Below are 22,300 nucleotides of genomic sequence, written 5' to 3'. Positions count from 1 at the left end.
CTTGACCAGTTCGATGCCGTAGAAGTAGCCGTCGCCCCGGACCTCGCCGACGATCGGCATGTCGTTGAGCTTCTCCAGGGTGGACCGGAAGGCGCACCTTCTGCGTCGGCGCGGACTGCTCCTGGCTCTGGACCGGGCGGGCCGCACTGGTCGCCGTCGTGATCGCGCTGCTCACCCTCGGCGTGCTGGCGCTCTCCGGCCCGCTGCTGCGCGCCGGCCGGATCCCGGTCGGCGAATACTGCTTCCTGCTCGCCTGCGCGATGACCGGCGGCGTGGTGCTCGGCGCGGCCGGCGACCTGATCACCCTGGTCGTGGCGCTGGAGACGCTCACCCTGCCGCTCTACGTGCTGGTCGGGCTGCGCCGGGGCAGCCTGGCCGGCGCCGAGGCGGCGGTGACCTTCTTCGTGGTCAGCGTGGTCGCCACCACGGTGACCCTGCTGGGCGCGGCGCTGCTCTACGCGGTGACCGGCAGCCTGCACCTCGACCGGCTCGGCGCGGCCTTCGCCGCCGACGGGGAGGGGCTGCTCGACCTGCCGCTGGCCACGGTCGCCGTGGCGCTGGTGGTGGCCGGGCTGGCCTTCAAGGTCGCCGCGGTGCCGTTCCACGCCTGGGCGCCGGCCACCTACGACGGCGCGCCGCTGCCCGTGGCGGCCTACCTGTCGACCGCCTCGAAGCTGGGTGGCGTGGTGGCCCTGCTCGCCGTGGTGCAGCGAGCGCTTCCGGCCACCGTGACCGGCCCGGTGCTGGCCCTGCTGGCGGCGCTCACCATGACCGTGGGCAACCTCGTGGCGCTGCGCCAGCGGCGGACCGTCCGGCTGCTCGCCTGGTCCTCGGTGGCCCAGGCCGGCTACATCCTCGCCCCGCTGGGCGCGCTCGCGCTGGCCGCCGGGCGCACCGCCGACGCCCGCGCCGGGGCGTACGCCGCGGCCGTCGCGTACGCCGTCTTCTTCGTGCTGCTGGAGTTGGCCGCGTTCGCCGCGGTGGTGGCGCTGCGGCCGGCGGACGGCGACGGCGGCACCCTGGCCGACCTGCGCGGCGCGGCGCGCCGGCACCCGTGGGTCGGTGGCGCGTTCGCGCTCGCCCTGATCGGGCTGGCCGGGCTGCCGCCCGGCCTGGCCGGCCTGTTCGCCAAGGTGACCGTGGTCCGCGCGCTGCTGGCCGGGCACGCCGGCTGGCTGGCCCTCGTGGTGGCGCTGAACGCGGTGCTCGGCCTGGCCTACTACCTGCGCCTGGCCGCCACCCTCTACGCCGCGCCCGGCGAGGTCCCGGTCCGCCCGGCCCGGGTCGTGGTGGTCGCGCTCGGGGTCGCCACGGCGTTGGCCGTGGTGCTCGGCTTCGCCCCGCAACTGGTGCTCGACGTGGCGGCCCGCTGACGGTTTCGTCCCGCGATGGGCAGCTGGCACAGCCCGCTCACAGAAATCCCCAGCCAACTTTCAGCCATGAGTCGGATGGTTGGCGGGTACCGGTGTTGTTGAACCGGTCAGCGGGCCCCGCGCGGGCCCGCGCACCGAAGGAGCGATCGTGCATCACAACCGTCTCAAGACCGCAGCGCTGCTCGGCCTGTTGACCTCGCTGATCCTCGCGGTCGGCTACTGGTTCGGCGGCAGCGGCGGTCTCGTCATCGCCGTCGTCGTCTCGTTGCTGATGAACGGCGTGACCTACTTCTACTCCGACAAGCTCGCACTGCGCTCGATGCGGGCGCAACCGGTCAGCGAGGCACAGTTCCCCGAGCTGTACCGGATGGTCCGGGAGCTCGCCACCCAGGCGGGCAAGCCGATGCCCCGGCTCTACGTGAGCCCGACGGCGCAGCCCAACGCGTTCGCCACCGGGCGTAACCCGGAGCACGCGGCGGTCTGCGTGACCCAGGGGATCGTCGAGATCCTCGACTACCGGGAGCTGCGGGGCGTGATCGGGCACGAGCTGTCCCACGTCTACAACCGGGACATCCTGATCTCCAGCGTGGCGGCCGGCCTGGCCGGCATCATCACCGCGCTGGCGAACATCGCCTGGTTCATCCCGCTGGGCTCCTCCGACGACGAGGACGCCCCGAACCCGGCGGTGCTGCTGCTCACCCTGATCCTCGGCCCGATCGCGGCCACCCTGATCCAGCTGGCGATCAGCCGGAGCCGGGAGTTCCAGGCCGACCAGTCCGGCGCCGAGCTGAGCCGGGACCCGCTGGCCCTGGCCAGCGCCCTGCGCAAGATCCACGCCGGTACGCAGGCCCGCCCGCTGCCGCCGCAGGGTCAGCTCACCAGCACCGCGCACCTGATGATCGACAACCCGTTCAAGCGCGGCGGCGGCATCGCCGCGATGTTCGCCACCCACCCGCCGATGGAGCAGCGCGTGGCCCGGCTGGAGCAGCTGGCCCGCAGCTCCGGGCCGGTGCAGTTCCAGCGCTGACCCGCACCGACCACGTCCGCCCGCGTCCACCCGGACGCGGGCGGAGTGGTGTGTCCGGGCACAAACCGTTTCCCCCGGATACGCACCGGCGTTAGGGTCGAAACGTCTCTCACTCATTACACCCTGGAGGTCGACCGTGGCCGCACTGCGCCAGTACCTGGGCGTCTGGCGGATCCCCGGCGCGCCGATGCTGCTGGTTCTCGGCATCATCGGCCGGCTCGGGATCGGCATGACCCCGCTGGCGCTGCTGCTGGTGGTCGCGGAGGTCACCGACCGCTACTCGCTCGCCGCCGTCGCCGGCGGCATCTACGCCCTCTCCGGCGCCGCGCTCAGCCCGATCGCCGGGCGGATCGCCGACCGGGTCGGCCCCACCCCGGTGCTGCTGGCCACCGCGCTGGCCCACCCGCTCGCCCTCTTCGGGCTGCTGGGCGCCAGCCGGTCCGGCTCCGGCAGCCTCGCCCTCATCTACCTGGCCGCCGGCGTCGCCGGCGCCACGTACCCGCCGCTCACCGCCGCCATCCGGGGCGCCTGGAACGACCTCACCGCCCCCGCCACCGGGCGAGCCCACCTGCGCAACACCGCGCTCGCCGCGGAGACCTCCCTCTTCGAGGTCGTCTTCGTGCTCGGCCCACTGCTGGTGGCCGGCTTCGTCCTGGTCGCCGACGCCGCCGCCGCGCTGGTCGGCGCCGCCGTGGTCACCCTGGTCGGCACCACCGCCGTCGCCCTCGGCCGGGTGATGCGTGGCTGGCAGCCGCACCCGCGCGAGCACCACGCCAAGGGCCTCGGCCCGCTGCGGGTCGGCGGCTTCCCGGCCCTGCTGCTCTGCGTCGCCAGCCTCGGAATCGCCTTCGGCGCCGCCGGCGTCATCGTCCCGGCCTTCGCCGGGAACGCCACCGCCGACGACCCGGAGAGCCTCGCCGGCGTGCTGCTCGCCGTCTGGGGCATCGGCAGCGCCCTCGGCGGTTTCTGGTTCGGGGTACGCCGCCCCGCCGCCAACATGACCCGCCAGTTCGCCTGGCTGCTCGCGGCGGTCGCGGCCAGCTTCGCCGTCTTCGCGGTGATGCCCACCCCGGCGGCGCTCGGCGTCGCGCTGGTGCTCGGCGGGGCCACCATCGCCCCCGCGCTGACCCTGGAGAACACCCTGGTCGGCCGGATCGCCCCGGCCGGCATGCTGAACGAGGCGTACACCTGGGTGGTCACCATGTCGGTGGCCGCGAGCGCCGCGGGCGGCGCGGTGGCCGGCCTGATCGTCGACCACGCCGGCGGCGTGCCCTGGGCGTTCCTCTTCGCCGGGGCGGCGGTCGCCGTCGGGGCCGCGGTCGCCGCGCTCCCCGCCGGCCCGATCGCCCGCGCCGAGGCCACCGCGGTACGCGCCGAGCAGTCGCTCGTCGCCTGATCACATTGCCGCAGACGGGGTAAAGCCGTGGCATGTTCGTCTTCTTCTCGAACCGGGTCGGCTGTCTCGGCTCGATCCTGATCAGCGCGGTCGTGACCGTGATCCTGCTACTGATCTTCTCGCGCTGAGGGTGGTCGGCGGCTCAGATCCCGAGCCCGCCGAGCACCGTCAGTTCCTGGCGGGTGAACTCGCCGGTGAGCATCGGCATGGCCCGGGCAATGGCGGCCCGGGTCTCCGGAAGCCGCAGGGAGGCGTCGTGGTGCTCCTTGCTCCGCCACACCTCGGTGACCCAGATGGTGACGTCGTCCTGGTCGGAGACGCCCACCACGTAGAGTTCGCAGCCCACCTCGCGGAGCCCCTCGACGCCGCTCAACAGGATGGCCACGACGTCGTCCCGGCAGCCGGGCGTCGTCCTCATCGACCCGAGATAGCCGTACGGCACGTCGGTTCCCACCTCACTGACGGTCGTCCGCGGCCGTCGCCCGGTGCGCGGTGCCCCTGTTGGTAGCTGGCGAACTGCTGACCCGGCCTCGGAGATTACCGCTTGCCGTGGCGGCTAAGCGAGTATCGCGACGACCCGGGCCCTGCCATGCGAACGAGGGGGTCACGACGTCTGTCGGCCACGGGGCACACCGTCCGACGCTTCGCCAGGAGGTGCCCATGGCGAGCTGGGGGCGGCGACGAACAGCAGCGTCGGTCACCACCGCAGGGGCTGGGCGGACCGGCGTCGAGACGGAGGCCGGCGTCCCCCGGTGCGGCAGCGACAGGGAGAGGTGTGCAGTCGTCGCAGTGCTCGCCGCGCCAGGCTTCCACGTCTGATTTCGGGCCGCTCGTCGCGGACCAGGAGGTCCATTAGCCTAGCCCAGTGCCGAACAGCGACGAGGATGACGAGCTGCTGCTCGGCGCTCTGGCGTGTTACGAGCGCGCGGTGCACCGGGTGGCGCAGGACTTCGCCGGTCGGGGGGCCGTCATTCACCCGATGGGGGTATACCTGGACGCCCTCGACGCCTTGCATGTGTGCTTCGGCAGGCGTGGGCAGGTGCACGAGGGCAGCCTGGGTAGCCTGCGTCCAACCTGCGAGCTGGAGCTGGCGGTTGTCGAGCTGGCCGACCTGCTGCAGGAAAAGGAGTTCGATGAGGGCGACACCGACTGGCCCGGATGTCTGCCCGGCCACTCTCATCCTCCGATCGCGGCCCTCGTCAATGGGGCTGCCTGCTGGCAATGCCCGCAGAGCCACGCATCCGTCTTCCCGGTCGGTTAGCCAGTCGGCACATGTAGATCACCATCGGGGGCACCCGCGGTGCCCCGCCAGGGCGTCATCCTCTTACCAGCGAAGGCTAGAGAGTCTTGGGTCGGCGCCGGTCGACGAGGACCAGTTCCAGGCCGTCACCAGGCCGTCGGAGGTCGATCGTGAGCGACCAACGGCGACCACTGGTGACGAACTCTGCTCAGGTGAGAAGGCGCGGCCGGGGCGATAACCAGGCCGGCCGGGATCGCCTTACCTGTAGTTGGTGAACTGGAGGGCGACGCCGAAGTCCTCGCCCTTGAGCAGCGCGATGACGGCCTGGAGGTCGTCCTTCTTCTTGCCGGTGACCCGGAGCTGGTCGCCCTGGATCTGCGCCTGGACGCCCTTCGGGCCCTCGTCGCGGATCTTCTTGCTGATCGCCTTGGCCTTGTCCGAGTCGATGCCCTGGATCACCTTGGCATCGACCTTGAAGACCTTGCCCGACGCGCGGGGGTCACCGGCGTCCAGCGACTTGAGCGAGATGTTCCGCTTGACCAGCTTCTCCTTGAAGACCTCCAGCGCGGCCCGGACCCGCTCCTCGGTCTCCGCCTGCAGGCTGATCGCCTCCTCGCCCGACCAGGAGATCTCGGCGCCCGTGCCGCGGAAGTCGAACCGCGTCGCGAGCTCCTTCTCCGCCTGGCGGAGGGCGTTGTCGACCTCCTGCCGGTCAACCTTGCTCACGATGTCGAACGACGGGTTCGCTGCCATGCTCATGCTCCTGCTGTCCGGCGGTCTGTCCTGATCCGTCCCCCACTGACCAGTGGTGGGACCCCCTGACGGTACCCGGTTGCGACCGACCCGGGGGCAACCGCTATCCTTGCTTCCGCCGCCGCGTCACGACGCGGTGGGGTGCCCTGGCGGGTTGCCCGAGCGGCCAATGGGAGCGGACTGTAAATCCGTCGCGAAAGCTACAGAGGTTCGAATCCTCTACCCGCCACCAGGGAACGGCAAGGCCTCTGACCTGCGAAAACGCGGTTCAGAGGCCTTTGTCGTCTCCTGCTGCTGTTGACCGCGAGTGCCCCCGGTTTACTGGCTGATCGGGCACGCAACGGGCACGTAGGCGGGTTGTCGGTGAGGTCCGCAGAAGCGCCGGCACGTTCGGGAGGCACGGTTTGACTGTCAGTGCTGCTCACTCTGCTGCGTTCAGGAGCGAGGCTCCTGCTGCCGGGCGTGTTTGGACCCTCCTAGAGGATGACGGCTCCTACATCGCGCCCCACAAGCCCGATGGGAGCCGGGCGATGCCCTTCTGGTCGCTGCGGTCACGGGCGCAACGTGTGGTCGAACAGGTGCCCGCTTACAACGGGCTCGAGATCGACTCCATGCCGTTCGATCAGTGGCTGCACGACTTTGTGCCCTGGTTAGCGGAGCAGGGGGTCCTGATCGGCGTCAACTGGAGCGGGGAACGAGCCACCGGCTACGACGTGAGCCCTCAAGACATGCTCGGCTGGTTCGCCGGGCTTGAAGGCAGCTCATCGCCTACATCTGCGATTGATTGACCGCCAGGCTGCCCCCTTCCCCCGATAGGTGCCAAGGACTGCGGCGCCGGCGGCCGGGGCCTTGGGATTAGAAGAAGATCGCGGATGGCTGGTCAGGTAACTGCGGACATGGTCATTCGGTCCGTCGTTGTCGGGCAGTGTCGACGTCCGCGGGCGGGCTTGGCTGTACGGATGGCTGTACGTGCCCGCTCAGGGGTACAACGTCATGATCATTACCTGCCTAGACTGCCGCGATGGACACGGAGCGGAACCGCGAGCCCCACTGGTCGACAAGACCTGGTGCACTGACCGGCTTCTGGGGCAGCCTCGCGGCAGCCGCAGGAGTCATCGTGATCATGGTCAACTACCAAACGCCCGGCTACGAGGTCGGTTTCTTCATCGGTGCCGTACTCATCGGCGGCGGCCTCCTACTCCGCATCGAATCGGCAATTCGAAGCACGGGCCACAGACCAACCGCTCACGACAGCGGACGAGAGTGAGGGAGCCCGGCATGGAGGCGGAGCCACCGGAGAACCGCGGCTTGGCTGCGCTGATGGTCGCCTCCGGCGCTGGAGGGCTGATACTGCTACTTGCCGGCAGCGGGGATCGGTCCCTGGTCCTCGCCTTGGTGGCCTTCGCTTGTTTCATCGTCTCCGTCGCTCTGCTCGGCTTGAGTTCGGTTCTGCGGCAGCACGAGCTCTGGCGCGTATGGTCCGACCGGCAGCGGTTGAACGATGAGAAGGCTGACGAAGAGGCCGCGGACTGCTAGCGCTCCCGCGAGGTCAAGGGCTGCTTTCGAGCCCCGCGCCTGCCAGGTGGACCGCCGCATCCGCCGAATCTCGTCTCCTGCCATTGCTGACCGCTGTTGCGCCTGATCGACCGGCCGGGGGTTCTTGCGTAGCCCTCGTGGTGCCTGACCGAGGAGATCCCCCGTCCGCCGATCTCCGAGGGAAGGCCGGGGTTCGGGGCGGAGCCCCGAGGATCAAACCGCCCGCTAGGCTCCTCGCCTCAACGTCAGAGTGCGGGAGCGTACGTGATCAAGCTGTTCAGGACCAAGAAGCCCACGTGCCGCTGTCGGCCCCAGTGGCCGGCTCTGGTGACGGAGATGAACGGCCATGTCATGCCATGCCAACCATCCGAGCATGGCAGTCCGATGACCAGGCTATTGGAGCTGTCAGCCCGGTGCGTCGAGTGCGCCGCGACCTACCCGGGCAACTTCATCATCGAACCAGGCACGCCGCCCCCGTTCGATTGGGCGCGCGAGCCTGAGAACACCGTGTGCTCCTGTGACCCGCGGTGGCCGAAGCTGATGGTCATGCTGCGTGGCCAGTGGTACCTCGGCGACCCAGGTACGGAGGGCCAGCTGGTAGTTGACGGCGCAGCGGAGGGGGCCTTCTGCGATAGCTGCGGGGCCCGCTTCCTGGGGGCCATGGTGGTCGACCTCAATGACAGGTCGCACCTCGAAGATCCTGACGAGACGTAGCAGGTGTGGCCGGCCAGCCCGGCCGATGCCGAGAAAGAGACGCGCATGGCGCACGCCTTTCCTGAGGTGTCGATACATGAAGGGGCTCTGACTCTCCGGCCGTTCACCAGCGAGGACGTCGAGGCTACTCAGGCGGGGTGTTCGGACGAGTTGACGCAACGGTGGCTGCCACTACCTCAGCCATACACGCTCGACCACGCCACTGCTTGGTGTACGAAGGTCGCGCATGCCTTGCGGGAGTCCGGTGACGGTATCCACTTCGCGATCACCGACGCGAGGAACGATCATCTCCTGGGCACGGTCGGTCTGAAGAAGACCGACTGGGGCGCGCGAATCAGTGAGGTCGGCTACTGGATCGCCCCTTGGGCCAGAGGACGCGGAGTCGCGACCGAAGCGACTCGGGTGGTGGGGCGCTGGCTCTTGGCCGACCAGGGTTTCGAGCGTATGGAGCTGAAGGCAGCGGTTGACAATGTCGCCTCTCAGAAAGTGGCTGAGCGCGCGGGGCTGCATCGAGAAGGCATCATGCGAAATGCTGGTCTCATCCATGCTGGCCGGGTCGATGTCATCCTGTTCTCGCTGGTGCCCGGTGATCTCGGAGCGCCCCGGCGATAGTGGATGACCGCTGTCGCCGTTGGTGGTCCGTCTGATCGGGCACCAGGAGACTAGGGTGGGCGACCAACACGGTGAGGCCCTTCGCGCCGACTCGAAGCCACGGGTCCAGGGCTTCGCCGGAGGCGAGGGGTTGTCCGTGCCCGACAACGATCTGACCCAGCAGTTGTCTTCTCCGGCCACCGCCGAGAGCGATCCGGCCGGCTGGTTCGAGCGGCTCTACGCCGAAGCCGAGCGGGGCGAGGCGGTCGTCCCGTGGGACCTCGACCGGGCGCATTCCCTGCTCAGCGAGTGGACCGACCGGACCCGGCCGGACGGATCCGATCGGCGCGCCGTGGTCGTCGGGTGCGGCTTCGGCCGCGACGCCGAACATCTGGCCCGCCTCGGCTTCGCCACCGTCGCCTTCGACATCTCTCCCACGGCGGTGCGGGCGGCCCGCAGCCGCCACCCGGACTCCCCGGTCCGGTACGAGACCGCCGACCTGCTCGACCCGCCGCACGACTGGCTGGGCGGGTTCGATTTCGTGCTGGAGAGCATGAACGTGCAGGCACTGCCGGCTGAGCTGCGGCAGCGGGCGATCCCGGCGGTCGGCCGGTTGGTCGCGCCGGGCGGGACGCTGCTGGTGATCGCGGCCGGCCGGCGGGACGACGAGGTCGTCGAGGGCCCGCCCTGGCCGCTGGTCCGGGCTGAGGTCGACGCCTTCGCGGCCGGCCCGCTGACCCCGGCCCGGGTCGAGGAGATCGTCGCCCCCGACGGTGGGATCCGCTGGCGCGCGGAGTTCCGCCGTGCCTGAGCGGCATGAGCGCCGGGTGTCGGGCTGCCGTTAACATCCGGCTGTGGCGGCCGAAGCAGCGGGAGCGTTTCGTCGGACGGCGATCGAGCGCTCAGATCAGCGCGTCGCGTGGGAGCGGACCGACCAGGCATTCTTCGCTGCCGGGGCGTGTCACATCCTGGCCTGGGTCTGCCGGGATGCCTACCCGGACCGGCCGATCGAGGTAGCAGGGGTGCGCTTGGCAGGCGGCTGGCAGGTCTTCCACGCCTACGCGGTCTGGGATGGCTGGGCGTTCGACCACTCGGGCTGGAATCCCGAGCCGCAACTGCTGGCGGTCAACACAGCCTTCGAAGGCCGCCCGCTGGAGAGCATCAAGATCGTAGACAGCCTCGCTGAGTTCTGCGAGACGCACTACTCCCGCATGCCGGACCAGTACTGGCAGGACCCGGTTCCTCGTGCACGCGACTACGTGAGCCGATACACCCCACCCTGGGCTCAGCACCTTCCATCACGCGCTGCTGTCGCAGGTCATGGCCTCAGCCAACCAGTTCGTGGCCGAGCTCTTCCGCCGGAATGACCTCCCGGTCCTGGTCCTCGCCCACGCCGGCTGCGCATCGGGGAACCGCTGTGCCTGCGATGCCGGCACCTCGACGTGACCGATTGGCTGGCCTGACCGGCCTGACCCCGGATGACCCTCGGGCAACGCACGGTTGCCGGGGTCGCGCGAATTCGCGTTTCGGTCCGCCGGTCGCCGGGCCGCTGCGAGACTGGGCGCGTGCCAGCCCCCGCCGGCGCCCCGGCGCCGGTCGACGCGATCCGGCAGGTGGAGAAACATGGCCAACGAGGAAATCCGTCCCTTCCGGCTCGACGCGCCGGAAGAAGCGCTCGCCGACCTGCGGCGCCGGATCGAGGCCACGCGCTGGCCCACCCGGGAGCTGGTCACCGATCGCTCCCAGGGCGTGCAGCTGGCGACGGTCCAGGAGTTGGCCCGCTTCTGGACGAGCGAGCACGACTGGCGCGCCTGCGAGGCGAAGCTGAACGCCCTGCCGCAGTTCACGACCTACCTCGACGGCGTCGAGATCCACTTCATCCACGTGCGGTCGCCGCACGAGAACGCCCTGCCGCTGATCATGACGCACGGCTGGCCGGGCTCGGTCGTCGAGCTGCTCGGGTCCATCGGCCCGCTCACCGACCCCACCGCGCACGGCGGCACCCCCGAGGACGCCTTCCACCTGGTGCTGCCGTCCCTGCCCGGCTACGGATTCTCCGGCGAGCCGACCGAGCTCGGCTGGGAGAACGGCCGCATCGCACGCGCATGGGCGGAGCTGATGAGCCGCCTCGGCTACCAGCGCTACGTCGCCCAGGGGGGCGACGTAGGCGCCGCCGTCACCGACGCGATGGGCCGTCTGGCACCCGAGGGGCTGCTCGGCATCCACCTCACCCTGCTCTCCGGGGCGATCGGTATCAAGGACAAGCTGCCGGCGAATTCCGAGCAGGAACGCGCGGCGCTCGACGCGCTGAACACGTTCACGACGGACGGCTTCGGCTACTTCCTGGAGCAGTCCACTCGGCCGCAGACGATCGGCTACTCCCTGCTGGATTCACCCGTCGGGCTGGCGGCCTGGATGCTTGACCATGACACCGACAGCTACTACAAGATCTCCCGCGCCTTCGTCGACGGCAAGCCGGTGGGCGGCCTCACCCGGGACAGCATCGTCGACAACATCACGCTGTACTGGCTGACGGGCACCGGCGCCTCATCCGCCCGGTGGTACTGGGAATTCGGCCGGTTCCGGGCCGCAGCCAGTGCGTCGGGCCAGGCTCCTCCGCCCGTCAGGGTTCCGGTCGGCTTCACCGTGTTCCCCGGGGAGCTCTGGGCTGCCCCGCGCAGCTGGATCGAGATGGTCTACCCCGGCGTCGCGTACTTCAACGAGGTCGACAAGGGCGGCCACTTCGCCGCCTGGGAGGAGCCCGAACTGTTCGCTACCGAGGTGCGGGCCGCGTTCCGGCCGCTGCGGCAATCCTGAGCCAGCCGCAGCCCTGCCGTTCGTCGGGACGGATCCGGACCAGCTCTTGATCCGCTCCCGGTCGAGGTGCGCGAATCGGACAGCCGGAGCCTCTTGCCCGGCCATCGAAGATGGTGGAGTCTGTTCGACGGGATGCCCGTCGCCGCCCGGTTAGCCGTCCATTGTGGTCATGATCGCCGATCATCATGCCTGGTAGGCGAATCTAGTCTTACGTGTGGTTTAACCGGGAAGTCGTTGTGCGCGCCTTCCGTAGCAGCGCCGGGACCGATCGTGACAGCAGGCTGGGCCGGAGGGGCGGGCGTGCTGGTCGAACGGATGATTTCCCTGTCTGCCGCCGCGAGGGGGGCCCTCCACTGCTTTTCCGCGTGCTCCACGTGTGGCACGATCGTGGAACCTCCACCATCGCTGAAACTCTCTCGACAGGAGCAATCATGTCTGGTCGAAGGTTGGGCCGGCTGCTTGGCTCACTTCTCGTTCTCGCCGCCCTCATCGGTGGTGTCGGCGGCGTCGACTTCGATGGCAGCACGGGGGGCGCGCAGACCCAGGACCTCATCTGGCAGTGACCGGGTCTCCGGTCCACCCTTGTCGATCTCCGGTTGACACGAGCATCGCGCCAGCCGGAGATCGACCCGTGCCGGTGACGGGACGGCGCGCCGCCAATGAAAAGGAGCGGCATGATCGGTCGCGGTCAGCCACGGCGCAGGTCGTCTGAGGACGCCTGGATCATCACGGCGCCGATGGCCCTGGTCGCCGTGGCCTGCGCCACGGTGACCGGCCTGCTCGCCGACCACCCCTTCGGCCACTGGCCGCAGGCGGCGCTCTTCCTGGTCCTCATGACCGCAGCCGGGCTGCCGCTGCTCAGCCTGGTCGTCCGCCGGCAGACGCTGGGCGTCACGCTGACCGAACTTCCGCTGGTCCTGGCGCTCTACTTCCTGCCGCCGCTGACGGTCGTACTCATCTACACATTGGCCACGCTGATCACCCACATTCGGCACCGGCTGTCGGCGCCGAAGGTCTGGTTCAACGTCGCGCGGGCCGCGGCCGGCACCTCGCTGGCCGTGCTGGTCCTCCAGGCGTTCCCGCCGATGGTCACGGTGGGGCCGCGCACCTGGGTCAGCATCTTCGCCGCCGTGAGCATGGTGCTGCTGGTGAGCGTGGTCAGCGTGGTCGCCGTGCACACCCTCCTGCACGGCTGGCAGACCGGCCGCGGGGCGCTGCGCAGCGCCAGGACCGCGCTGCTGACCGCGGCGATCAACGTGACGGTCGGCCTGATCATGCTGATCCTGGTCGACAGCACCTGGTGGTCGCTGCTGCTGCTCGCCGCGCTCGGCGCCGGGCTGGTGCCGGTCTACCGGTCGTACGCGCAGTTCTTCCGGCAGCACCGCACCCTGACCGACCTCTACGAGCTGACCCGCGCCGTGGTCGAGAGCGGGCAGAGCGGCACCCTGGCCGACGCCCTGCTCGGCCGGGTCCGCGCCCTCATGCAGGCCGAGTACGCGACGCTCTGGCTCCCGGCCCAGGGGCGGCACCCGGAGACGCTGCTGACCGCCCGGGTCGACGACCCGGGGCTGCTGGACATGGCCCCCACGCCGCAGGCGCTCCGGGACAAGGTGCGGGACAGCCGCCGCACGGTCGCGTTCGGCCGTGGGGTGACCACCGACGGCGAGTTCCGGGCGGAGCTGGGGGAGCGGCGGGTCAAGGACGCCGTGGTGGTGCCGCTGCGCTCCGGTCCGGTGGTGATCGGCACCCTGGAGGTGGCCAACCGGCTCGGCGACGGCAACCACTTCACCTCGGCGGACATCGCGGTCTTCGAGACCGTCGCCGCGCACGCCGCGGTCGCCCTGGAGAACTCGCGGTTGGTCGACCGGCTGCGGCACGACGCCGAGCACGACGCGTTGACCAAGCTGCCCAACCGCCGGCGGGTCACCGCGGCGGTGACCGAGGCGGTCCGGATCGCGGCGCCCGGCGAGGTGGTGGCGCTGCTGCTCTTCGACGTCGACCGGTTGCGCCAGGTCAACGAGTCGCTCGGCCACGCGGCCGGCGACAAGGTCCTCGTCGAGGTGGCCGAGCGCCTGCGCGCCTGCGCGCCCTCCTCGGCCCTGGTCGGCCGGGCCGGTGGCGACGAGTTCCTGGTGACGCTGCGGCTGGAGAGCACCGAGGCGGCGCTGGAGCTGGCCGGCCAGTTGCGCGAGCAGATCCGCGACGAGATGGTCTTCGACGCGCTCACCCTGGACGTGGACACCGCGGTCGGAGTCGCCGTCCACCCGGAGCACGGCAGCGACGCGGTGACGCTGCTCCAGCGGGTCGACCTGGCTGCCACGGCGGCCAAGTCGGTCCCGGGCAGCGTGCAGCTCTACAGTCCGGCGCTGGAGTCCCGCTCGCTGCGCCGGCTGGGCCTCGCCGGCGACCTGCGCCGGGCGCTGGACGACGGCAAGCTGGAGGTCTACTTCCAGCCCAAGGTCACACTGCGGGACCGGCGCCTGGTCGGGGTGGAGGGCCTGGCGCGCTGGGAGCACCCGGCGCACGGCACGGTGCTCCCGGACGACTTCGTCGCGGTGGCCGAGCACACCGGCCAGCTCGGCCGGCTCACCGAGTTCGTGCTGCGGGAGAGCCTGCGGCGCAGCCGGGACTGGAGCCACGGCGAGCAGGCCCTCGCCGTCTCGGTCAACCTCGCCGCCCGGACGCTCACCGACCAGCACTTCCCGGCGCTGGTGCGGGACCTGCTCGACGAATACGGCGTGCCGCCGCAGCGGCTCACCCTGGAGATCACCGAGGCCGGGGTCCTGGACGGCACCGAACGTCCCATCCCGACCCTGAAGCGCCTGCGCGACCTCGGTGTCCGGCTCTCGGTGGACGACTTCGGCACCGGCAACTCGTCCCTGGCCCAGCTGCGGCGGCTGCCCGTGCACGAGGTCAAGGTCGACCGCTCGTTCGTGCAGGGGATGGCGACGGACCCGGGCGACCTGGCCATCGTCAACGCCGTGGTGACGCTCTCCCAGCAGTTCGGCCTGGCCGTGGTGGCCGAGGGCGTGGAGAGCGAGCTGACCCTGGAGCTGCTCCAGGACATCGGCTGCGAGATCGGCCAGGGCTTCCTGTTCAGCCGGCCCCTGCCGTACGAGCGGTTGGAGGCCTGGTTCGGCGCCCAGGTCGACCCGGAGACGGTCGGCGCCAGCGAGCTGCCGCGCCTGCGTGTGGTGCCCTGAGCTGCCCGGACGCCTTAAGGGGGGATCCGATTTCACCTCGGCGGCGGGGTCGTGTACTGTTTCCTCTGCGCGACACCCCACCGGGGTGATCGGGTAGGCCCCCTTAGCTCAGTCGGCAGAGCGTCTCCATGGTAAGGAGAAGGTCTACGGTTCGATTCCGTAAGGGGGCTCAGAGGGTCCGGCTGGACCCGCCACGGCGGTGTAGCTCAGATGGCAGAGCAAGCGGCTCATAATCGCTGTGTCGCCGGTTCAAGTCCGGCCACCGCTACTCTCGTCCTCCGGGCCCCGCCCGGTGGTCGGTGGGATGGGCGCCACAGGCGCCCACTTTGCATGTCCGCGTAGTCAGCGCGTAGGCTGATGCGCCGTAGTTGTTACCCGTGAGCGAGGAAGGCACTCCGCCGTGGCGAAGGCGACCGATGTCCGGCCGAAGATCACTTTGGCGTGTGTGGAGTGCAAGGAGCGCAACTACATCACGCGCAAGAACCGCCGTAACGACCCGGACCGCATCGAGCTGAAGAAGTTCTGCCCCCGGGACGGCAAGCACACCATCCACCGCGAGACCCGCTGACCCGCGGCCGGCACGGCCGGCCCGCAGACAGCTACCCGAACGCCGGTCCGCACGGACGGCGGCCTCCGAGCCGCCCGCCCGTACGGATCGGCGTTCGTGCTTTGCGTGTAGGTTCGCGGCATGTCCCTGGACCCGTCCTTCGTCGGCCGGACCTATCCGCCGACCGCCCCCTACCAGGTGGGCCGAGAAAAGATCCGCGAGTTCGCCGCCGCCATCGGCGCGACCGACCCGGCGCATCACGACCCGGCGGCCGCGCGGGCGCTCGGCCACCCCGACGTGGTGGCCCCGCCGACCTTCCCGGTGATCGTGACCATGGCCGCGAGCCGGCAGATCGTCGAGGACCCGGCGCTGGGCGTCGACTACAGCCGGGTGGTGCACGGCGACCAGCGCTTCGCGTACACCCGGCCGGTGGTGGCCGGGGACGAGCTGATCTGCGTGAACACCATCGAGGAGGTCACCACCCGGGGCGGGCACGGCTTCCTGACCACCCGCACCGACGTGAGCACCGTCGCCGGTGAGCCGGTGGTGGCCGTCTGGTCCAAGATCGTCGTACGCGGGGAGGCCTGAGAGATGGAACTGCCCACCCAGACGTTCCGGGTGACCCGCGCGGACCTGGTCCGCTACGCGGGCGCCTCGGGCGACTTCAATCCGATCCACTGGAGCGACCGGACGGCCACCAAGGTCGGCCTGCCGGGGGTGATCGCCCACGGCATGTTCACCATGGCGCTGGTCGGCCGGGCGGTCACCACCTGGGCCGGCGCGGCGGACGCGGTGGTCGACTTCAACGTCCGGTTCACCCGCCCGGTGGTCGTGCCGGACACCGACGAGGGCGCCGAGGTCGAGGTCTCCGCGGTGATCAAGGAGACCACCGACGACGGCCTGACCAGGCTCGACATCACCGCGACCTGCCTGGGGGAGAAGGTGCTGTCGCAGGCTCGGGCGACCGTCCGGACGCCTCGCTGAGGATCCGTTCGACGCGCGAGGGGTGGACCGGTTGGGAAAGTCGCACGACTACCCGTACACTGGTCCGCCGTGGGGCAAGTGACCCCTGCTCGGCACTGCGTGTCCGGGTGGGGTGAGTTGCCGCACAGGGGTGTAGCTCAATTGGCAGAGCAGCGGTCTCCAAAACCGCAGGCTGCAGGTTCAAGTCCTGTCACCCCTGCGCCTCAGGCCTGACCGTTCCCGTGGGTCGCGCCGCCGCAGGGCGGCGCCCGGCCCGTGGTGGTGGCATCGGCGGGGTTGGTTCCGAGGCATTCGGGGCCCTCCCGGTCGGTCCGCCGGCCGCGGCCCGTCGCGGGACGGTTGGTCCGGCCGGCGTGACCACACGCCGCGCACGCCGCCCGGCGTGCGACCCGATATCCCGCACGGAGGGCGAAGTGGCCGAGAGCAAGCGGCGCGGCGAGGACGCCGGCGACGAGCGTCTGGACGACGACGCGACCGTCGACGGCGTGGCCGACGACGGCGTGGCCGACGACGACGCCACCGACGCGGACGAGCCCGTCTCCCGGGGCGGCACCGCCACCCGCAAGCGGGCCCGCGCCGATTCCACCGAGGGCCGGAAGACCCGGAAGGACACCGAGCGGATCGGGCTGTTCGCCCGCATCGCGCGTTTCTTCCGCGAGGTCGTGGCCGAGCTGCGTAAGGTCATCTGGCCGACCCGCAAGGAGCTGCTGACCTACACGGCCGTTGTGGTCACGTTCGTCGCCGTGATGTTGGCGATCGTGGCCGGCCTGGACTACGGCTTCGCGAAGGCGGTGCTGTGGGTCTTCGGCAACCCGAGCTGACCTGCGGACAGCGATAGTGACGGAAGTGAGCGAGCGTGCCTGAGTACGACGAGACCGCCGAGACCCCGGACGAGCAGTCCACGGTGGCGACGGCGGCCAACGATGAGTCGGTCGAGGCCGCCAGCGAGCCGGAGTTCCCGACCACCGAGCCCGCCCCGGACGAGGACTTCGACCCGGTCGCCGAGCTGCGCCAGAAGCTGCGCTACGCGCCGGGCGACTGGTACGTGGTGCACTCGTACGCCGGCTACGAGAACAAGGTCAAGACCAACCTCGAGACCCGGATCACCTCCCTCGACATGGAGGACTTCATCTACCAGGTCGAGGTGCCGACCCGGGAAGAGGTCGAGGTCAAGAACGGCAAGCGGTCGCAGGTCCAGGCGAAGGTCTTCCCGGGCTACATCCTGGTCCGGATGGAGCTGACCGCGGAGTCCTACTCCTGCGTCCGGAACACCCCGGGGGTCACCGGCTTCGTCGGCGCGACCGACCGGGCCGACCGGCCGGCGCCGCTGAGCCTCGACGAGGTGCTCAAGTGGCTGGCCCCGGCGGTCGAGACCGAGCAGAAGAAGGCCAAGCCCGAGGTCAAGGTCCTCGACTTCGAGGTCGGCGACTCGGTCACCGTCACCGACGGTGCCTTCGCCTCGCTGCCGGCGACGATCAGCGAGATCAACGCCGACCAGCAGAAGCTCAAGGTCCTGGTGTCGATCTTCGGCCGGGAGACCCCGGTCGAGCTCAACTTCAACCAGGTCGCCAAGATCTGACGTACGTCCGCACCGGCGGTGGGCCTCCCGGCCGGCCGCCGGTGCGTCGTTTTCGCCGTCCGCCGGACCTCGGCGGGGAGTGTGGCGCGAGGCTGCGCTACCCTAGAACGTCGGCTGTCCGCACCGCGCTGACCGTGCGCGCCCGCGGGCCGGCGAAAATCCCAGTTCCAAGCCCCAGGAAGAGACATGCCTCCGAAGAAGAAGCTCGTCAAGACGTTCACGCTTCAGCTGCCGGCGGGCCAGGCCACTCCGGCGCCGCCGGTCGGCCCGGCGCTCGGCCAGCACGGCGTGAACATCATGGAGTTCTGCAAGTCCTACAACGCGCAGACCGAGTCCCAGCGGGGCGACATCGTCCCCGCCGAGATCAGCGTCTACGAGGACCGCACCTTCACCTTCGTGCTGAAGACCCCGCCCGCCGCCCGGCTGCTGATCAAGGCCGCCGGCGTGCAGAAGGGCTCGGGCGTCCCGCACACGGAGAAGGTCGGCTCGGTGACCCGCGCCCAGCTCCGGGAGATCGCCGAGAAGAAGATGGCGGACCTCAACGCCAACGACATCGAGCAGGCCGAGAAGATCATCGCCGGCACCGCCCGGTCGATGGGCCTGACCGTCGCCGACTGACCTCGGCTCACCGCTCCACCCGATCAGTTCGTGGGAGGGCCGCGAGTCGCGGGCCCGCCATCAACCACAGGAGTTACGAGAAATGCAGCGCAGCAAGAGCTACCGCAAGGCCGCCGAGGTCATCGACCGGTCGAAGCTCTACACCCCCGCCGAGGCCGTCAAGCTGGCCAAGGAGACCACCAACGTCAAGTTCGACGCCACGGTCGAGGTCGCCATGCGCCTCGGCGTCGACCCCCGCAAGGCGGACCAGATGGTCCGCGGCACGGTCAACCTGCCGCACGGCACCGGTAAGACCGCCCGCGTGATCGTCTTCGCCGCCGGCGCGAAGGCCGAGGAGGCCGCCGCCGCCGGTGCGGACGAGGTGGGCACCGACGAGCTGGTCGCCCGGATCCAGGGCGGTTGGCTGGACTTCGACGCGGCGATCGCCACCCCGGACCAGATGGCCAAGATCGGTCGGATCGCGCGGATCCTGGGCCCGCGCGGCCTGATGCCGAACCCGAAGACCGGCACCGTGACCATGGACGTCACCAAGGCCGTCGCGGACATCAAGGGCGGTAAGATCACCTTCCGGGTGGACAAGCACTCCAACCTCCACCTGATCATCGGCAAGGCCTCGTTCTCCGAGACCCAGCTGATCGACAACTACGCGGCGGTGCTGGACGAGGTCCTGCGCTCGAAGCCGTCCGCGGCCAAGGGCAAGTACCTGAAGAAGGTCACCCTCACCACCACCATGGGCCCGGGCGTCCCGGTCGACCCGAACGTGGTGAAGAACCTGACCGAGGCTTCGGCCGAGGCCTGAGCACGACTGCCCTGACGGGGCCCCGCCACCACCCGGTGGCGGGGCCCCGTCCGTCTGTCCGGTGTGGCAGGCTCGGCGCATGCGGCTGGAAGGCGTCTGGCTGCGGTACCACCGGCGCGGCCCGTGGGTGCTGCGGGAGACCGACGTGGCGATCGGCGCGGGCGAGGCGGCGGTGGTGCTCGGGCGCAACGGCGTGGGCAAGTCCACCCTGCTCCAGCTCGCCGCCGGCGTGCTCCGGCCGACCCGGGGCCGGGTGGTCGACCGGCCGGCGACCGTCGGCTGGGTGCCGGAGCGCTTCCCCGCCGACCAGCCCTTCACCGTGGGGGTCTACCTCACCGCGATGGCCCGGGTGTCCGGCCTCTCCGCCGCGGAGGCCGACCGGGCGGTGCGGCGCTGGGTCGACCGGCTCGGCCTGGCGCGCTTCCACGGGGTGCGGCTGCCCCAACTGTCCAAGGGCACCGCGCAGAAGGTCGGCCTGGCCCAGGCGCTGCTCCGCCCGCCCGGCCTGCTCGTCCTCGACGAGCCGTGGGAGGGGCTCGACGCCGCCGCCCGCGACCTGGTGCCCGAGCTGATCGGCGAGGTGCTGGCCGACGGCGGCACGGTGCTGGTCAGCGACCACCGCGGCGAGACGGTCCGGCTCCCCGGCGCCCGGCACTGGTCGGTCGCCGACGGCACGGTCGCCGAGGCGGCGCCGTCCGGGGCCGCGGCCACCGTCGTGGTTGAGCTGGCGGTCCCGGCCGCCGGGGTCACCGCCGCCGTCGCCCGGTTGCGCGCCGACGGCCACCACGTCCTCCGGATACGCGACCACGCCGTCCCGCCCCCCGCCACGCGATCCGGTTCCGCCCCCGAGGTGGCCCGGTGACCGCCCTCGTCCGGTTGCGGCTGGCCGGCTTCCTGCGTACCGGGCGGGCGCTGGCCCCGGTGCTGGCCGGCCTGCTGGCCCTCGGCGTCCTCTACGGCGGTGGCCGGGCCCAGCCCGCGGAGGCCTACGGCGTCTCGGCGGTGGTGCTCTTCCCGGTGCTCGCCTGGCAGACCAAGATCCTGCTCGACGTCGAGCCCGACGTGCAGCGCCGGCTGGCCCGGGTGGTGATCGGCCCGGCGCGGGAGCGGGCCGCCGGCCTGCTCGCGGCGGCCGCGGCCGGCCTCGGCACGGTGGCCGTCGCGCTGGTCTTCCCCTGGCTGGTCGGCGGGGTGACCGGCCCGACCGGACCGGGGGACCGGCCGCTGGCCGAGGGGCTGGCGCTCGGCCTCTGGGCCCACCTGCTCGCCCTGCCAGCGGCGGTGGCGCTGGGCGCCCTGGCCAGCCGGGCGATCACCCGCAGCGCCGGCTACGGCGTCGCCGTGCTCACCCTCGGCGCGGTGACCGCGCTGGTCCTCGGCCTGTCCGGCTCGGTGGCGCCCTGGCTGGTCCCGCCGGTGCTGCCCACCGCCCGGGCGCTGGCGGGCCCGCTGGCGGCGTCCACCGGCCTGCTGCTGACCGCCTGGGCGCTGGCCTGGGCGGCCGTGGCGCTGACCGGCTACGCCTGGGGCCGCCGGAGCCGCGCCTGAGTGACGGGGAGCACTCCGGGGGCGATTTGGAGGTTACGGGACACGTCGCGTAACCTGGTCGCGTAGTTCCACCCAAAGACCGCTGGTCACCGTGCCCTGGCACGGTCGAAGGTCCCGCGATGACGGGCGACCCGCGTAGGGCGGCAAGCGAAAATCGGTGCTGTGCGTGGTCCGCCGACCGCGATCATGATGCCGGCCCTCGCCCCGTGCGCCCTGCGCCGGGGCTTTTCTCGTTGTCGTGATGCCTCCGCCGCCGTCGCGAGCCTTCGCTCGTCGCCGGCGTACCAGCTCCGAGCAACGAGAGAGGAGGGACATGGCGGACAAGCCGATCCGGGCCGACAAGGCCACGGCCGTCGCTGAGCTGACCGAGAGCTTCCGCAACGCGGGGGCGACCGTGCTGACCGAGTACCGCGGGCTCACGGTTTCGCAGCTCACCCAGCTGCGGCGCTCGCTCGGCAAGGAGACCAGCTACACGATCGCGAAGAACACGCTGGCCAAGCGTGCGGCGACCGATGCGGGCATCTCCGGCCTCGACGAGCTGTTCACCGGTCCTACCGCGCTGACTTTCGTTTCGGGCGACGTCGTCGAGGCGGCGAAGGGGCTTCGCGCCTTTGCGAAGGCCAACCCGAAGCTCGTCATCAAGGGCGGTGTCTTCGAGGGCAAGGCCATTTCCGCGGCCGAGGTCACGAAGCTCGCCGACCTGGAGTCCCGCGAGGTGCTGCTGGCCAAGCTGGCCGGCGCGATGAAGGGCAACCTGAGCAAGGCCGCGGCCCTGTTCCAGGCTCCGCTCTCCAAGGCTGCCCGCGCGGCGGCCGCCCTGGCGGACAAGCGCGAGAAGGAGGGCGCCGAGGCGGCCTGAGGTCACCCGGCGCACCCACGTTCTTAGTTTTCACTTTCAGAAAGGACGCCAGACATGGCGAAGCTCAGCACCGACGAGCTGCTCGACGCGTTCAAGGAGATGACGCTGATCGAGCTCTCCGAGTTCGTGAAGCAGTTCGAGACCACCTTCGAGGTCACCGCCGCGGCTCCGGTCGCGATGGCCGCCGCCGCCCCGGGTGCCGCCCCGGCCGAGGCTGAGCCGGAGAAGGACGAGTTCGACGTCATCCTCGACGCCGACGGTGGCAAGAAGATCCAGGTCATCAAGGTCGTGCGCGAGCTGACCGGCCTGGGCCTCAAGGAGGCCAAGGACCTGGTCGAGGCTGCTCCGAAGGCCGTCCTGGAGAAGGCCAACAAGGAGACCGCCGAGAAGGCCAAGGCCAAGCTCGAGGGCGAGGGCGCCAAGGTCACCCTCAAGTGACCTTGAGTTCGACCTGACGCGCGTCCGGCTCACGTGAGCCGGGGCACACCGCGTCGCGGCGGGCGGTGATCCGGGGAACCGGATCGCCGCCCGCCGTGTTGGTGCTACCCGGGGCAGCGGCGTGAGCAGGGTTTACAGGTTCCTCGCACCGGCTTCACAGCGGTGTCTGTCGGTAGCCCGTCGGTGGGAAAGACACCCCGAGCGGTAACCGGCCCTTGACGCGACACCCGGCTGACAGGCACGCTGGCACCAGCAAGACCTTCCGCGCTTGCAACGGC

The 22,300-nt window shown here is 70.8% G+C and carries 25 protein-coding genes, 4 tRNA genes and 1 pseudogene; 28 read left to right on the top strand and 2 right to left on the bottom strand.

Annotation, left to right across the window (positions count from 1 at the left end):
• Window positions 1-89: 89 nt before the first annotated feature.
• The 3 genes and pseudogenes from ABZV78_RS12785 to ABZV78_RS12775 all read left to right on the top strand — a co-directional run.
• Window positions 90-1,373, top strand: a pseudogene (locus ABZV78_RS12785) (proton-conducting transporter membrane subunit); the annotation flags it as partial.
• Between the two features lie 148 nt (window positions 1,374-1,521).
• Entirely contained in the window at window positions 1,522-2,400 is an 879-nt protein-coding gene (htpX, locus tag ABZV78_RS12780) for a zinc metalloprotease HtpX (protein WP_355638053.1), read from the top strand.
• A 136-nt stretch (window positions 2,401-2,536) separates the two neighbouring features.
• Window positions 2,537-3,796, top strand: coding sequence for an MFS transporter (locus ABZV78_RS12775; RefSeq protein WP_355638051.1), 1,260 nt, complete (start codon window positions 2,537-2,539; stop codon window positions 3,794-3,796).
• 142 nt (window positions 3,797-3,938) lie between these two features.
• On the opposite strand, the gene ABZV78_RS12770 is transcribed toward ABZV78_RS12775, so the two are convergent.
• Window positions 3,939-4,250, bottom strand: coding sequence for a putative quinol monooxygenase (locus ABZV78_RS12770; protein WP_355638049.1), 312 nt, complete (start codon window positions 4,248-4,250; stop codon window positions 3,939-3,941).
• A gap of 411 nt (window positions 4,251-4,661) precedes the next feature.
• Between ABZV78_RS12770 and ABZV78_RS12765 the strand changes: the two genes are divergently transcribed.
• The gene (locus ABZV78_RS12765) at window positions 4,662-5,057 is read left to right on the top strand and encodes a hypothetical protein (protein WP_355638047.1); all 396 of its coding nucleotides are present in this window, start codon (window positions 4,662-4,664) and stop codon (window positions 5,055-5,057) included.
• Window positions 5,058-5,294: 237 nt separating this feature from the next.
• Here ABZV78_RS12765 and ABZV78_RS12760 read toward each other — a convergent pair whose 3' ends face one another.
• Window positions 5,295-5,789 carry a YajQ family cyclic di-GMP-binding protein gene (locus tag ABZV78_RS12760; protein ID WP_355638045.1) on the bottom strand — a complete coding sequence of 165 codons (495 nt, stop codon included), beginning with the start codon at window positions 5,787-5,789 and terminating at the stop codon, window positions 5,295-5,297.
• A gap of 148 nt (window positions 5,790-5,937) precedes the next feature.
• On the opposite strand from ABZV78_RS12760, the gene ABZV78_RS12755 reads away from it, so the two are divergent.
• The 24 genes from ABZV78_RS12755 to rplL all read left to right on the top strand — a co-directional run bounded on the left by ABZV78_RS12755 (window position 5,938) and on the right by rplL (window position 22,022).
• Window positions 5,938-6,021 (top strand) — tRNA-Tyr (locus tag ABZV78_RS12755).
• A 172-nt stretch (window positions 6,022-6,193) separates the two neighbouring features.
• Window positions 6,194-6,577, top strand: a complete 384-nt coding sequence (locus tag ABZV78_RS12750; protein ID WP_355638043.1) for a DUF2750 domain-containing protein — start codon at window positions 6,194-6,196, stop codon at window positions 6,575-6,577.
• Window positions 6,578-6,810: 233 nt separating this feature from the next.
• Window positions 6,811-7,056, top strand: a complete 246-nt coding sequence (locus ABZV78_RS12745; RefSeq protein WP_355638041.1) for a hypothetical protein — start codon at window positions 6,811-6,813, stop codon at window positions 7,054-7,056.
• Window positions 7,057-7,067: 11 nt separating this feature from the next.
• Window positions 7,068-7,325 carry a hypothetical protein gene (locus ABZV78_RS12740; protein WP_355638039.1) on the top strand — a complete coding sequence of 86 codons (258 nt, stop codon included), beginning with the start codon at window positions 7,068-7,070 and terminating at the stop codon, window positions 7,323-7,325.
• Between the two features lie 264 nt (window positions 7,326-7,589).
• Window positions 7,590-8,039: a hypothetical protein gene (locus ABZV78_RS12735; protein ID WP_355638037.1), complete on the top strand. Its 450-nt coding sequence runs from the start codon at window positions 7,590-7,592 to the stop codon at window positions 8,037-8,039.
• A gap of 45 nt (window positions 8,040-8,084) precedes the next feature.
• The gene (locus tag ABZV78_RS12730) at window positions 8,085-8,651 is read left to right on the top strand and encodes a GNAT family N-acetyltransferase (RefSeq protein WP_355638035.1); all 567 of its coding nucleotides are present in this window, start codon (window positions 8,085-8,087) and stop codon (window positions 8,649-8,651) included.
• Window positions 8,652-8,787: 136 nt separating this feature from the next.
• A complete protein-coding gene (locus tag ABZV78_RS12725) occupies window positions 8,788-9,441 on the top strand; it encodes a methyltransferase domain-containing protein (RefSeq protein ID WP_355638034.1) in 654 nt (217 codons plus the stop codon).
• A 43-nt stretch (window positions 9,442-9,484) separates the two neighbouring features.
• Window positions 9,485-9,997 carry a hypothetical protein gene (locus ABZV78_RS12720; protein ID WP_355638032.1) on the top strand — a complete coding sequence of 171 codons (513 nt, stop codon included), beginning with the start codon at window positions 9,485-9,487 and terminating at the stop codon, window positions 9,995-9,997.
• Window positions 9,998-10,253: 256 nt separating this feature from the next.
• Window positions 10,254-11,447 carry an epoxide hydrolase family protein gene (locus ABZV78_RS12715; protein WP_355638030.1) on the top strand — a complete coding sequence of 398 codons (1,194 nt, stop codon included), beginning with the start codon at window positions 10,254-10,256 and terminating at the stop codon, window positions 11,445-11,447.
• 674 nt (window positions 11,448-12,121) lie between these two features.
• Entirely contained in the window at window positions 12,122-14,650 is a 2,529-nt protein-coding gene (locus ABZV78_RS12710) for a bifunctional diguanylate cyclase/phosphodiesterase (RefSeq protein ID WP_355638029.1), read from the top strand.
• A gap of 97 nt (window positions 14,651-14,747) precedes the next feature.
• Window positions 14,748-14,820, top strand: a tRNA-Thr gene (locus ABZV78_RS12705).
• A gap of 25 nt (window positions 14,821-14,845) precedes the next feature.
• A tRNA-Met gene (locus tag ABZV78_RS12700) sits at window positions 14,846-14,918 on the top strand.
• Between the two features lie 132 nt (window positions 14,919-15,050).
• Window positions 15,051-15,218, top strand: a complete 168-nt coding sequence (gene rpmG / locus ABZV78_RS12695; protein WP_067301359.1) for a 50S ribosomal protein L33 — start codon at window positions 15,051-15,053, stop codon at window positions 15,216-15,218.
• 120 nt (window positions 15,219-15,338) lie between these two features.
• Window positions 15,339-15,785, top strand: a complete 447-nt coding sequence (locus ABZV78_RS12690) for a MaoC family dehydratase N-terminal domain-containing protein (protein ID WP_355638027.1) — start codon at window positions 15,339-15,341, stop codon at window positions 15,783-15,785.
• A gap of 3 nt (window positions 15,786-15,788) precedes the next feature.
• Window positions 15,789-16,181 (top strand): MaoC/PaaZ C-terminal domain-containing protein, encoded by a 393-nt coding sequence (locus tag ABZV78_RS12685; RefSeq protein WP_355638025.1) that lies wholly within the window; start codon window positions 15,789-15,791, stop codon window positions 16,179-16,181.
• A 126-nt stretch (window positions 16,182-16,307) separates the two neighbouring features.
• Window positions 16,308-16,380: transfer RNA gene (locus tag ABZV78_RS12680), tRNA-Trp, on the top strand.
• Between the two features lie 214 nt (window positions 16,381-16,594).
• A complete protein-coding gene (gene secE / locus ABZV78_RS12675) occupies window positions 16,595-17,002 on the top strand; it encodes a preprotein translocase subunit SecE (protein WP_355638023.1) in 408 nt (135 codons plus the stop codon).
• A gap of 35 nt (window positions 17,003-17,037) precedes the next feature.
• Window positions 17,038-17,760, top strand: a complete 723-nt coding sequence (gene nusG / locus ABZV78_RS12670) for a transcription termination/antitermination protein NusG (RefSeq protein WP_046567240.1) — start codon at window positions 17,038-17,040, stop codon at window positions 17,758-17,760.
• Between the two features lie 186 nt (window positions 17,761-17,946).
• Window positions 17,947-18,378 carry a 50S ribosomal protein L11 gene (gene rplK / locus ABZV78_RS12665; RefSeq protein ID WP_091262825.1) on the top strand — a complete coding sequence of 144 codons (432 nt, stop codon included), beginning with the start codon at window positions 17,947-17,949 and terminating at the stop codon, window positions 18,376-18,378.
• Window positions 18,379-18,460: 82 nt separating this feature from the next.
• Window positions 18,461-19,177 carry a 50S ribosomal protein L1 gene (gene rplA / locus ABZV78_RS12660; RefSeq protein ID WP_355638021.1) on the top strand — a complete coding sequence of 239 codons (717 nt, stop codon included), beginning with the start codon at window positions 18,461-18,463 and terminating at the stop codon, window positions 19,175-19,177.
• A 79-nt stretch (window positions 19,178-19,256) separates the two neighbouring features.
• A complete protein-coding gene (locus ABZV78_RS12655) occupies window positions 19,257-20,039 on the top strand; it encodes an ATP-binding cassette domain-containing protein (protein ID WP_355638019.1) in 783 nt (260 codons plus the stop codon).
• Window positions 20,036-20,725: a hypothetical protein gene (locus tag ABZV78_RS12650; protein ID WP_355638017.1), complete on the top strand. Its 690-nt coding sequence runs from the start codon at window positions 20,036-20,038 to the stop codon at window positions 20,723-20,725. The genes ABZV78_RS12655 and ABZV78_RS12650 overlap by 4 nt, the downstream gene beginning before the upstream one ends.
• A 313-nt stretch (window positions 20,726-21,038) precedes the next feature.
• Complete coding sequence (gene rplJ / locus ABZV78_RS12645) at window positions 21,039-21,584, top strand: 50S ribosomal protein L10 (RefSeq protein ID WP_355638015.1); 546 nt, start codon at window positions 21,039-21,041, stop codon at window positions 21,582-21,584.
• A gap of 54 nt (window positions 21,585-21,638) precedes the next feature.
• Window positions 21,639-22,022: a 50S ribosomal protein L7/L12 gene (gene rplL / locus ABZV78_RS12640; protein WP_355638013.1), complete on the top strand. Its 384-nt coding sequence runs from the start codon at window positions 21,639-21,641 to the stop codon at window positions 22,020-22,022.
• The last annotated feature ends 278 nt before the right edge of the window (window positions 22,023-22,300 follow it).

The organism is Micromonospora sp. NPDC004540, from assembly GCF_040610095.1.
Classification (GTDB): Bacteria; Actinomycetota; Actinomycetes; order Mycobacteriales; family Micromonosporaceae; genus Micromonospora.
The sequence above is the reverse complement of the archived record's forward strand: the minus strand, read 5'-3'. Positions and strand labels throughout refer to the sequence as shown.